The 11,996-nt window shown below is 35.6% G+C and carries 11 protein-coding genes; all 11 read right to left on the bottom strand.

Annotated features, from left to right (window positions below; all coding sequences use genetic code 11):
• Positions 1 to 76 precede the first annotated feature (76 nt).
• Positions 77 to 1,267, bottom strand: a complete 1,191-nt coding sequence (locus ACXAH9_RS02475) for a glycosyltransferase (protein ID WP_474893304.1) — start codon at positions 1,265 to 1,267, stop codon at positions 77 to 79.
• Positions 1,264 to 2,076: a glycosyltransferase family 2 protein gene (locus tag ACXAH9_RS02470; RefSeq protein WP_474893303.1), complete on the bottom strand. Its 813-nt coding sequence runs from the start codon at positions 2,074 to 2,076 to the stop codon at positions 1,264 to 1,266. Before ACXAH9_RS02470 ends, ACXAH9_RS02475 begins: the two co-directional genes overlap by 4 nt.
• Positions 2,077 to 2,305: 229 nt before the next feature.
• Entirely contained in the window at positions 2,306 to 3,388 is a 1,083-nt protein-coding gene (locus tag ACXAH9_RS02465; protein WP_474893302.1) for a glycosyltransferase family protein, read from the bottom strand.
• A gap of 5 nt (positions 3,389 to 3,393) precedes the next feature.
• Complete coding sequence (locus tag ACXAH9_RS02460; protein ID WP_474893301.1) at positions 3,394 to 4,620, bottom strand: glycosyltransferase; 1,227 nt, start codon at positions 4,618 to 4,620, stop codon at positions 3,394 to 3,396.
• Complete coding sequence (locus ACXAH9_RS02455; protein ID WP_474893300.1) at positions 4,607 to 5,821, bottom strand: glycosyltransferase family protein; 1,215 nt, start codon at positions 5,819 to 5,821, stop codon at positions 4,607 to 4,609. Before ACXAH9_RS02455 ends, ACXAH9_RS02460 begins: the two co-directional genes overlap by 14 nt.
• Positions 5,779 to 6,909: an N-acetyl sugar amidotransferase gene (locus ACXAH9_RS02450; RefSeq protein ID WP_474893299.1), complete on the bottom strand. Its 1,131-nt coding sequence runs from the start codon at positions 6,907 to 6,909 to the stop codon at positions 5,779 to 5,781. The genes ACXAH9_RS02455 and ACXAH9_RS02450 overlap by 43 nt, the downstream gene beginning before the upstream one ends.
• 20 nt (positions 6,910 to 6,929) lie before the next feature.
• Entirely contained in the window at positions 6,930 to 7,694 is a 765-nt protein-coding gene (locus ACXAH9_RS02445; protein ID WP_474893298.1) for an AglZ/HisF2 family acetamidino modification protein, read from the bottom strand.
• Between the two features lies 1 nt (position 7,695).
• Positions 7,696 to 8,310 carry an imidazole glycerol phosphate synthase subunit HisH gene (gene hisH, locus ACXAH9_RS02440; RefSeq protein ID WP_474893297.1) on the bottom strand — a complete coding sequence of 205 codons (615 nt, stop codon included), beginning with the start codon at positions 8,308 to 8,310 and terminating at the stop codon, positions 7,696 to 7,698.
• Positions 8,307 to 9,587 (bottom strand): oligosaccharide flippase family protein, encoded by a 1,281-nt coding sequence (locus ACXAH9_RS02435; RefSeq protein ID WP_474893296.1) that lies wholly within the window; start codon positions 9,585 to 9,587, stop codon positions 8,307 to 8,309. Before ACXAH9_RS02435 ends, hisH begins: the two co-directional genes overlap by 4 nt.
• 5 nt (positions 9,588 to 9,592) lie before the next feature.
• Positions 9,593 to 10,684 carry a non-hydrolyzing UDP-N-acetylglucosamine 2-epimerase gene (gene wecB / locus ACXAH9_RS02430; protein ID WP_474893295.1) on the bottom strand — a complete coding sequence of 364 codons (1,092 nt, stop codon included), beginning with the start codon at positions 10,682 to 10,684 and terminating at the stop codon, positions 9,593 to 9,595.
• An 11-nt stretch (positions 10,685 to 10,695) separates the two neighbouring features.
• Complete coding sequence (locus ACXAH9_RS02425; RefSeq protein WP_474893294.1) at positions 10,696 to 11,994, bottom strand: hypothetical protein; 1,299 nt, start codon at positions 11,992 to 11,994, stop codon at positions 10,696 to 10,698.
• Positions 11,995 to 11,996 lie beyond the last annotated feature (2 nt).

Genomic DNA, 11,996 nt, shown 5'->3' with positions numbered 1-11,996 from the left:
ATTGATACCCTGAGTGTAACATTCGATTAAACCATTAAAAAAAACGGCTTGAAGCATGATTTGAATGACATTATGATCATTTAAGTGTGTAAATATCAATCAGTTGTCTATAGGCCACTTGAGAATTACTAAAACTTCTAAAATTCCTGGCTAATTCTACCACTTGATCCTTATCTGAGCTGGCGATGAGTTTCATAAGCTCTTTATAGCCGTTTTTAGGTACTTCTCCATTCCTCAACACAATTCCACAACCGCTGTTTTCTATTATCTCCGAATCATCTCCGATTCCTTCTGAAATTACACTGGGAAGACCACAAGCCCAATATTCTCCATTTTTGATCGGGGATACGAATTTCATAGAATCACTTGGGAAATGTAATGAAAATGCAAAATCTGATGCAGAGAGATATGACGAGACCTGATCGTGCGTAACACAGTCGATTTTAATCTTATCTGTTGGAATTCCAACACGCCTTGCCTCATCAAGTATTGGGGTAGAATCTTCAGGGGTCAATAGAATGAGGTAAAATTGATCTATGTTTTTATAAAACTCTCTAAACAATTTAAAAGCTCTTTGTAATGAAAAATAAATGCCTCCGAATTTACCCACGTAAATACCTGTAATTGCATTGAGAGGTATATGTAAACGATCCCTTAGTTCACTCCTCGCATTTTTATCAAAACAAAATTTATTTAGATCAACAGCGCAAGGAAGTGTGGTGATTTTACTAGGTTTTACTCCCTCTTCAATAAGCTTCATTTTGTAGTTGTTGGATACTGGATAAATGTGAAGGGCATTTTTTTTCTGTATCCTCTCCATTCTTTTTTGATATAGGTAGCTTAGCCCCCACCTCTTCCATATGCCAAGTTCCAACATGTAGTCAGCATGTGGTTCAAATGATTCAACTACAAAAGGAATTCCTGATTTCTTATGAATATAAGAAGCAAAATTGCCTGCAAGACTGGAGCGAGCGATGACAAGATCAACGTCATACAACTTTGCGATATCCCTTAGTTGCCTTGAATGCTGTATTTGCTCGAGAATTTTATTGAAAAGGCGAATCCGATAGTTGTCAGATTTAAGCGGAATATGATCCAGTTTTATAGAACTGGGGACATTAAAAAAGTCACTCTTATTTCTTTCAAGGCTCACATAAATCACTTTTTCGACCTCCTTGAAATCTAAAAGGATTTCTAAATGTGGGTTAATAGTCGCTTGACTTAAACCCTCATTAGCACCCCAATAACCGATGAATAAAATATTCATTTTAGCATTCGTAAGACATTAAGAATCTGCAAATTGCCCAGGTATGATTTAAACATGATACTCTTATATTTTTTCCTGAAAGTAGAAGATAAACTCTCAGAAACCTCAGGCCACCTCTTAATAGTATTGTAAATACTGCTGTATCCTTCTTCCAAGTCTCTGAGACTACTTCTCATTGCAGATTCGGAGTGTACACGGTAATGCAACACCCTTTCCTCTGTAAAGTCATATTCAGCATCTTGATTTCTAGCTAGCTGCATAAAGAATAGCAAATCCTCCCCATGTGTCAAATTTGGGTCAAAACGATAATTCGATATCGGCTCTCTTTTTATCAGCCATGTCAATGCAAAAAATGAAAACCCACTCAAGCGAATTAAATCCCTTAAAGGATTTCCCTTAAAAGCTGGGTGCCATGTATGAGTATTAAGAGAAAAATCATGATTAAACTTTTCGCATACTCCATCCACAAATGTGATGCTTTTAGACTTTTTGAAAACCTCTAATCTTGACTCAATACTTTTAGAAGGTAACATATCATCTGCATCTAAAAAACAGAAATAATCTCCCTTCATATGATGCAAGCCAACATTTCTCGCATTGCTAACACCCTGATTGTTTACCAGTTTGAATAATTTAATCCGATTATCCACAAATGAATCTATGATAGAAACAGTGTTGTCCTTACTACCATCATCAATGATTAATAATTCGATTTTAGAGTAGCTTTGATTGAGTGCAGACTCAATCGCTTCCCGAATATATTTTTCACCATTGAAAACAGCTATAATTATGCTAACGAGCGGTTCCAAGCTTCAATTAAAGTATTCAAAATCAATGCAATATTAATTTTATCTCACACTCAACCAAGAAGAATATTTCTCGACAATAAACTCATTCATTTCAAAAGAGGTCTTCAAAAGCATTTATCTATGTGAGATGCATTAATTATGATCCATGATAATCACACAGGAAATCATCACAAACCCCTTATTATTAGAAACTTAACAAATATTGAAGTGACGGTGAGATATCCAATCTCTAAATTAGCTTCTCTATTCTCTGAATTTGCTTTTCATATGTATTTTCTAAAGCAAACTCTTTTCTTCTATTAACATCGTCTTTAGTATTGAAAGCTTTCAAATCAGCTACTATGTCTCCTAGAGAATATACCATGCTTTCATTCTTTTTACCCATATAAAGCAAATCCAAACCTTCGTATGCTGAGGAATAAGAAGCTAAAACTGGTTTTCCTGAATAAAGATATTCCAGTATTTTATGAGCATTTGCTTGATATGAATGGTATTTTTCTTGATAACAAATAATCAGTACATCACCAGCGTTCAGATAAGATTGGATTTCCTCACTTTTGATTGGCTTAAGGAAATAAACATTAGTGCAAGAGGAACACAACTTTTTAAATTGATGAGTTTCATTTGTTGTCAAATCACAATCATCGGCATTAGGACCTATAAAAATGAAATCTGACTCAGGATACATTTTTATTGATAAATACAAAGTGTGCCAATCTAAATATTTCATGGCAAGGTTACCAACATACAAAACCTTGGTTTTATTATCTCCCGGTAAGTCAACAGGAATATCTCGTGTATTTGCAACGTTCAATCCATGATTGATAAAGTGACTATTTGGATTATAATATTTTAACCTTTTTACGATTTCTCTTGTAACTCCAAAACAAACATCAGCGGATTTAGCGGCATTTTTTGTCTGGAAATCCTGATTAAGATCAACAATGTGGGATATCTTGAATATGGGCTGAGGTAACGCGTCAAAATCAAAAAAAACCGAATTATCGAAAGACCAAATAATATCAAATTTCAACTTACTAATTCTCTCAATAGCTGATAATACTTTTCTTTGGTTAATTGCCCTAATAGTCTTTGGGTACAATCTCAAACCCTTCCAAAACCCTTTATAATCGCAAACTTTTAAATTTTGATACTCAGTTTCTTTAATTGAAAATTTTTCTGATGGTGGATTGAGGAAAACAATATTATTTCCTCTTAAAGCCAAGTGTGTTGCGTAGTGATGTTTAGAAACGAAGATATGCTCCCATGGCTCAGGCGAAACAATTAAGATATTTTTTCTTTTTAACTCCATATGAATCACCATTTAAGGTTTTCGCAAAAACTCCTGTAATTACTTTCCCTATCGAATAATTCCTTAGCTCTTTTACCAATAGCATCTCTATCGAAACGGTGAAGGCTTTCTAGATAACCTGCGAAGTTTTCAGCTAAATCCGATAATTCAATTTTTGGATCAATACAAAAGCCCGTTTCTTCACTAACAATTTCAGGAACCCCATTGACACATAAAGCCAGGATAGGTATTCCGTACATCTGAGCTTCCATCATTGAGATTGGAAGGCCCTCTGATTTGCTTAATGAAATAAACAAATCAACTTGGTTGTTTCTATAAAAGTCTAGAATAGTAGCGTTTGGAACGTCTCCATAAAGTGTTGTTTCAATGTTACTGTTCAGTGCCGGTATTTTTAGCTTAACTTCTTGCAATAAGGGACCATCACCAAAGTGAATCCATTTAACTTTACAAGCCACTTTTTTAAGAATTTCTGGCATCTTATGGATGTTCTTAAAGTCTATCACCCTACCGCACGTAACGATTGTTATTTTATCATCATCAGAATTTTTCGCATTAACTGTTCCGGTCTTCACTCCCATATAGCTAAGCAAGACCTTGAAATGATATTCAGAATCTATCTTAGACTTAAGATATTCTTGGCCGTGTTTGCTGATGCAATAAACCCGATCAATCCATTTAATCTTAAATGATCGAAATGGAATAGCCCCCTCAAGGTGTCTATCGTCATATAAATCAAACCCATGTGCCCGCGTTACAAGTTTATTAATATGGTTCTGCTTTCTCAGGTAGGCAAGACTCACAGCAGAGTTTAAAAACCAATAATCATAAAAGATCATGTTATGATCCGATTTTTTTGACACCCATCTTTTCAACCTGGAGTATTTGTCCAGATCTTGGCATAGGTAATCAAGCATACTTTTCCAATAGGTGATATAGGATTGTGAATCGCTTCCTAGAAGTTCTACTAAAAAGCATTTAATTACCTTGAATGGATGCTTTATCAAAACCCTCAAAATGTGTCTCTTACCACTTCTAATTCGGCATAGATCATTTTGAACATAAACATTTTGAGGAACTGGTCGCTTATTAGAATCGCTTTCAGAGGGAAAAACAAATACTTTTGAGAAGCTTTTAGCCAGGACTTCTATTTCATTCTCAATAAATGGCTCAGAATTGCCATAAGGATATTTGAGTGTAAAAAGGGCCAGCTGTCTTTGCTCATTTTTTTGCATAATCTGAAAGTAATCTCGCCATTTCCTTCATTTTAACTTCTACGCTCATATACTTTTCGCAAAGCTCCCTTAAAATCCTTACATCTTTCTGGTTGTAGACTTTTTCAGTAAAATCAATCATTTCCTCAATATCTACAGCTGATTCATTTGCCGGTATTTGGTAGAAAAATGACTTGAATTTTTCATTATTAACTGTGTCCACATCAGTATGACTAAGCACAAAGGGGAGGCTCATAGCACAGTACTCACGTACCTTTAATGTACAAGCTTCAGATAGTGGTATTCTGTGAAGTCCCAAACTACCAATTCCTAAGTGACATTGGCTGGAAAGTTGAAAGGCTTGAGATGATTCTATTAAACCCAGACATTCAATACTTTTATTACGAGAAGCATTTATTTGATCAATCAGTTTTTGATTCTCATTCAAATAAAGCCCTACGATATAAAGTTTTATTTCCCGATTTCCCTCGTAGTTGTTTATTCCATTAAGCAGCCGATCAATGCCGTGCCAATCATTCGCACTACCACTAGAAAAGAATAATATGAGGGGGCTGGTCGAAACAAAAACAGGTATTTCTCTTAAAGGTACTTTTGAAACATCTATTCCATTAGCAATGACTTGAATCTCATAATTTTTACACCGAGATCTTTCATAACTAGCAATCTCATCGGTCACTCCAATGCCTCCTTTTGCCAAGGCAAGACATTTAGACCCAATTTTTTTTTCATGGTACAGCTGAATCCATCCCTTGATTATTGTCCACTTCCAATGTGTCAACTGATAGAGATAGTCCTTAATGGAAAACGACTTGAGATAAAACAGTTTTTCCTTCTCTTCAATTGAGTTATGCTCAAAAATGACTTTTTTAGGAAATGTTTTTAAAAACTTCAAAAGCCCTCTGGAAGCACCGGGGTAACGCATGATGACCAAATCATATGACTCAATATCAATAAGATTCTGAATAGCTATAAAACTATTCCCTTTGGTTTGCTCACATCGTATATTTATTGGTATCCCTGAAGGTAAATCCCTAAGCTCATCAAAGAGCAATAGCCCATCAATATCATAATAGGTGCTAAGAAACTGAATTTTGGAAATGACTTTTTTAATAACACCTCTTGCGCTACTTCTTCTGATCATCCCAACGTAAACAACCTTCATAAAGTCTGACGAGGTAATAAACCCAACAATCTTCCACATCGGATGGGTAAATAGGTCAATAGCCTGAAGAGAATGAACTTCATTTGATAGCCGAAATTCTTATCAGTTTTAAAATCTCTATGATCCCTCGGTGGTAAGTCCATGTATTTAGTAAACTCTGCCTCACTCAAACCCCATTTCTTCGCAACATACTCATTATCTTCAAGTTGAAGGGAGGGGTCATATGTTGGATTTTTGAGCTCCTCCAGTGCCTCTTCCTTGGTTATTTCACCATTTAAGATCATATTGGATAAATGGGCCTTTCGCTTGTCTATAGAAAATTTTGTTGGCAGGTATACTCCTTGGTACCATCGAGTGAATATTGATTCGTAGTGCTTGCCCCCATAATCCTTCCACCCTAGTTTGTCAGAAATTATTTTTTTTACTTCCAGCTTCTTATAAGGTACCAAGTTCAACAATTTCACATCTTTGATCTGCAGAGCCACTTCATACCAGTGGCGTTGTATTGGACCTAATTTAGGAAGCTTTCTTAATCTATCCTTCCCATACTTTGCATGAATGCTTTTTAGATTAGTTATATCAAACTTATCATACCTCCAATCAAATGGTAAGACAAACTCCGTTGCAAGGTTATTCCCACTTAGAATGGTTCGAATACCGTTTTCTTTGGCTATTTTATAAAGAGCTGCAAAAATAAATTGGTCAGTGGGCACCTCCAGGTCTAAAACAGATGCTTTAAAATACGAGAGCTGAATATCTTTAAATTCGTCCCAATCCATCACAAAAGTATGCAGATCAAAACCCAATTTATTTACAATATTATGAATGTTTTGTACTGCAATCTCGGAGTTCCACCCATTATCAAAATGCACACAAAGAGGTCGAAGGCCAAGCTCAGAAGTTAAATATGCCAGATAGGTGCTATCAACCCCACCACTTAAGCCAAGAATGCAATCATATTCCTGATTTCTCCCAATTTTCTTTACAGCTTCGACGGCTCGAGCTAATTCCTCACTCTTAATCTCTTCTGCTCTATGAATGGTCTTCTCAGCAATCTCATTAAAAGACCTACAATAATTACAGACTCCTTTCTCATCAAATGTTATTTGAGAGGTAGTGGTATCCATCACACAGTTTGAGCATTGAGTCATTTTAACTTTTCGTATAGTTTTATCTTTAGTTCATCATTAGGATAGTTAATCAATACCCCTTTTCTTTTTCCAGAATATACAAATAAACTACCTGCAGCCACTGCAGAAGCTCCTGAATCGATAGCTGCTTTAAAATCTTCGATTGAACCAGCCCCACCAAGTGCTACCAAAGGAATACTTACAGATTCACTCACTTTTTTAATCAACTGACAATCATACCCCAAATACGTTCCTTCTCTCTGAATTGAATGTAGAATAATTTCTCCAATACCTAATTGTTCGCACTGCTTTGCAAATTGAATTGGATCCGAGCTTATTTTCTTCTTTCCATTATTTATATAAAATCCACTTGCTCCCAATAGATTCGTATTGATATCCAGGGAAGCTACAATACTTTGACTTCCAAAAGCAGCCACTGCATCTTGGATTAATTTTTCATTTATCAACGAGGTGTTGAGGATAATTTTTTCAACCCCCAAATTTAAAATTTCACCTATCTGCTCAAGTGTTCTAACACCTCCACCATAAGCAATTGGCATGAACGCCTCGCTGACTATATCCTTAATAAGATGGTAATTAATTGATTGTTTGTGTCGGTTGTTCGAAATATTTAACAAGACCAATTCATCAGCTTCTTTATCATTAAAAATTCTAACGGCATTGATTGGATCTCCGAGGTAATCATGCTTTTTAAACTTTAGCGATTTTACAAGTTTACCATCCCTAATAAGAAGTGTTGGAATTACTCTTACTCTTCGCATATCAATAATTTCGAGCGTAATTGGATAAGAGGCCCATACCAAATTTATGGCTCTTCTCCGGGTGAAATTGTACTCCTAAAATATTTCCCATTTCTGCACCACATACAAACTGATATCCATAATTACAGGTCAAAGTTGAATATGTACTGGGCACATTGTCAACGTGGTAGGAATGAACAAAATAGAATCTTGGCGTAATCAACCCCTCTATAAGTGAAAAATTTTGGTCCGAGATAACTTCATTCCATCCCATATGAGGAATCTTTAGTTCACTAGATAATTTTGAAGAATCGAACTTTACTACCTCACCTTTTAGCCACCCTAAACCAGGTTCTTTGCCTTCCTCACTACTTTCGAATAGTAATTGAAATCCCAAACAAATGCCTAAAACAGGTTTTTTATCAACAATTACGCTTTTAGTGAATCGATCATAAAATTCAGATTCTCTTAGTCTCTTAATTCCATTATCAAAAGACCCTACCCCAGGAAGGATAAATTTGTCAGCGTTTTCAATACCCTCAGAAGTTGATACAATTTCCGCTTTTTGGCCAACTTTCTTAAGCATGTTTTTGATGGAACCCAGGTTCCCTACTCCGTAATCTAAAATTGCGATCATTTTACTGTTCCTTTAGCAAATTGATATGAGCGAATCAACTGAATAATATAAATACCAGAGTAGGATAACGCATACAATAAAACCATTGTAAATACATCTTTAAAGTAAAAGTATCCGACCGCAAGGGCACTAAGATTGAATACAACCAAACAAATTTGTGTAATCAAATCTTCTTTGGTCCTCCTGACAACATAATACATATAACTGAGAGGACTTGCTACCATTTTAAAAAAATACAAAATACTAAGTGCTTGGGTGATGCGTCCTGCTCCATACCATTTATCTCCAAACACGAATTCGAATATTTCAGGAGCAAAGAACATCAATGTTAAAGTTGGCACCAGACTCAGTAGCGATAACATTGAAAAAGTCTTTTTAAATATTGAAATGCAATTACCGTAACTATTGTAATCATCAATTGCTTTTTTTCTGAAAACTTCCAGTACTGCAGTTCCTACAAAGTTGATTGGTAGACCAAGTATTCTCTGAGAAAACTGATAATTTCCAAGGCTTACTTTTCCTCCAAGGAATTCGATGATGAATAGTGGTAATAGGTTTATGTATTTATTAATTAAATCTCCAGGGAAAATATAGATAGCATATCTGATCTCTCTGATCACTAGTTTCCTAATCCAATTAGATGAAACTAGTTTTAGATATTTTGAATCATTCCTCAAAAAAGAAGCGATATTGATCGAGGAACTAATCAATGGGCCGGTAATGATAGCGATAAATAATCCATAAGGACCATCAATTAATATTCCAATCCCTATTACTACTACAATGCTGAAAACAGCATCAAAAATCTTAATGGAGGCCATTAACTTATACTTCCCCATTTTATTATTCCAGATCCCCAGGACTGATCCAAACCCGTTTAGAAAAACAGAAATGGGAAGGAAATACAAAAAGAAAAAATAGTTGTCATCTAATATTCCTGTTAGGAATGGTTTTGGAATGCTTAACACTAAAATTGTTAGTATTGCTGTCACAATTACAGCAATGAGCAGTGTAAGAATGAAGATGTTAACAATATCCTTCATCCGCTTAGAAAGCATAATGAAATGTACATAATGCGAAGAAATAAATAAGGTGAATAGTCCTACAATTGCAGCATACATTGCTGTATATCCATAATCCTGAGGATCATAAATTCTGGTAGTAATAGGTGCTGTGAAAAAAGGTAGTATTTGAACAAAGGCAGTTCCTGAGAATAGAGTCAAGAAATTTTTAATGTATTCATCTCGACGAATTAAGGTTTTTATTTTTTTAATCAAAACCACTACCGTTTCATGTAATTGATAATCCCTTTCTTTATTTCATTTGCGGCATGACCATCACCATAGATCCCTTTTTTGAACTGCATATTTTTTGATAAATATTCATCTGCAACTGTAGCTATTAGCTCTTCAGAAGCTCCGCAAATTCGGTTATATCCAAACTCCACTAATTCTCTCCATTCTGTTTCATCTCTTAACGTCAGACAAGGTTTTTCAAAAAAATAAGCCTCTTTTTGTAAGCCTCCACTATCCGTCATCACGAATCGACAATTTTTTAACAACATCAACATATCGAGATATCCAACCGGATCAGTTGTTTTAACCTTTAATTCTATTTTATATTCCTGAAGCTTTTTCCTGGTTCTAGGATGAATAGGTAAAACCACTGGAAATTTTTTATTTAAATCATTAAGAGACTTCACTATTGACCTTAACCTTTCCTCGGAATCTGTATTTTCCGCTCGATGCAACGTACTCAAAACAAAATTCTGAGGCTCCAAGCTTAAATCATCTAAAATTCTTGATACTCTTTCAGCCTTGGCCGAAAAAGCTAATGACGCATCGAACATTACATCACCACATTTTACCAGTTTTTGCCCATCGAAAGGAAATCCTTCATTTTCTAAGTTTTCTCTAGCAGCCTCTGTTGGGAAAAAAAGTATACTTGAGACCCTATCTGTTATAATCCTGTTAACCTCTTCAGGCATATCGTCATTGAAGCTTCTCAGCCCAGCTTCAACATGTATGACCTTTATTTTGAGTTTTTTTGCTGCAAGTGCCCCTGCAAGAGTAGAATTCGTATCGCCATATACTAAGACAAAATTCGGTTTCTCGACTAGAAGGATCTCTTCAATTTTTTCCATCATCCTACCTGTCATATAACCATGGTGCCCACCTTGAATCTCAAGGTTATATTTCGGCTTGGGGATTCCCATCTGCTGAAAAAATACCTCAGACATATTGGGATCAAAATGCTGACCTGTATGAATCAGAATTTCTTCAATATCATCATCCTTTGTAAACAAGTGGCTTACCACTGACGCTTTGATAAATTGAGGTCTTGCGCCTACTATTGTTACAATTTTGATGTTCATGATAAATGAAGTTAGGCTTTCTTTTGATTCGCGATTAACAATAAAGCGAAATAAGGAAGAAACGGTATTTTGTATCTCATCAACGTTCCAAAGTTGAAGGTGCTGATTCCAATAGCAAATGCAAACAACAGGGAAAAACCAAGACAAAAAATAAAGAAAGGGTCATTAAAAATTGAAACTATTTTTCTCTTAATGACCAGCCTTACAAAAAGGAATAAAAACACTGTTGATTCCAAAGCAGCCAATAACATCAATGGATTCCTAACTTCCCAAAAATAAGGTCTGAATAAGCTTACATTTATAGCTGCGGGTGATAGATTGATCATTCCTTGCCAAGTACCATCTGGTAATCCTATATCGTACCCTCCTTCACCACCTGATCTGGCACCCCATCCGTATCGAATGTCATAGGCAGTTATACGAGCTCGTTCGGCTAAACTTTCCAATTCGTATTTGTCGCCCTCGTTGGCAATTTGTTGTAGTGAATAGAAGCCAGAAACACCAAATAAAATGAGCAGAAATGGGATAATTAACACTTTAAAAGCAACATTTTTAATTCGTTTTAGATTCTTCAAGAACAACCAAACGGCAACCATCGGAATAAAGCAGATGAGAATATATTTTTTGATGGAAAAAATCAGAATAAAAGCAACAATAAATACCAGAACTTCTTTTATGGATTTATTTTTCAATTCGATCCACCTAACCATTGCCCATGTCATCCATCCAAGGGCACCAAGAGTCACTGTATCTTTTAGAACTCCAGAACCCCAAAAAATCACTGAGGGTATGAACAAAATTGCAATGGCTAATCGATTGGCGTTTGCGGGATATTTCTCTTGCAAAGTAGAATACATAGCCCATAATCCTGAAAAACTGAATACAGCAAAAAAAAGTGCAGTCGCCGAGTACGTATGAAAAGTGAACAAGTCAGATAGAGCTGTAAACCTCACAACCATGTAAGAAGCAGGATCTCGATAATACCATATTCTAGTTGAGTAAGCGTATGTTTCATCCAAGGCTCTACTTCCACCATTGTCCAGCAATAGTTTGATTCCTATAGTAATATCTTCTTGAAACGCATCATATATCCACTTACTCCCATGCTCCCAATAATTGAACGTATCACCCCCATCATAATAAAATTGGTATAACACTCCCAACAATATTGCTCCTGCAAAACGGACCCAAAGAGCAGGTAAGAAGTATTTCTTGGTTTGAGCATTGGTTACATATGGCCTGATGAAATAGGCAATCACCGAAAACAGGATGAGGTAAATGGGCGTAATAATGAAATCCTTAAGCCCCATAT

The organism is Ekhidna sp. ABH4_415, assembly GCF_056161305.1.
Note: the sequence above shows the minus strand (reverse complement) of the source record. Positions and strands in the feature narration are given on the sequence as shown.